This is a genomic window from Ginsengibacter hankyongi (genome assembly GCF_008710285.1).
In the GTDB taxonomy this organism is placed as follows: Bacteria; Bacteroidota; Bacteroidia; order Chitinophagales; family Chitinophagaceae; genus Ginsengibacter; species Ginsengibacter hankyongi.
In genome coordinates, this window is sequence record NZ_VYQF01000031.1 from 1 (window position 1) to 527 (window position 527).

The following is a 527-nucleotide window of genomic DNA, read 5'->3' on the forward strand; positions in this document are numbered from 1 at the left end:
GTTCGTGTCTCACGAAACACTTCTTATAAAATTTCAAATATATTTTTTAAAAATCCGAACTCATCTATTCCGGTTTCATAAAACCTTGCCGATGAGTAATAATAATCCAAATCATTTTTTGACAATTGCCATTTGCCACTTACCGGATTGAAGTGAATATAGTCCAATTTCTGCTTCGCTATTTCTTTACCGTATATCTCAATGCCTAAAGAATCCCTCTGCCATATTTCATGACTTTTATTAAGGGCTGCAACTTCATATAATTTTGACTTACCAATAGTTTTTAAATAACGTAAAAAAATATGAGCTGTATATTTCAATAAGCTTCCTTTCGGCGTTTCTTTTCCATACATTCCATCCTGCGACCATATCAAATGAATATGGTTAGGCATAATTATAAATGCATACACACTGATTAATTTATCATCCGACAATTTTTTTAAAGAACTTACAATTACTTTTTTGTTTTCTTCAGGCTCTAATAAAGGGAGCCATTCATGAATGGTTGCGGTCCAAAAATATATTTT

Annotated in this window: 1 protein-coding gene; it reads right to left on the reverse strand. The window is 31.5% G+C overall.

All coding sequences use genetic code 11. The annotated features are described in order from the left end of the window. Positions 1 to 23 precede the first annotated feature (23 nt). A partial coding sequence (locus FW778_RS22940) for a transposase (RefSeq protein ID WP_202552457.1) occupies positions 24 to 527 on the reverse strand: 504 nt, incomplete at its 5' end.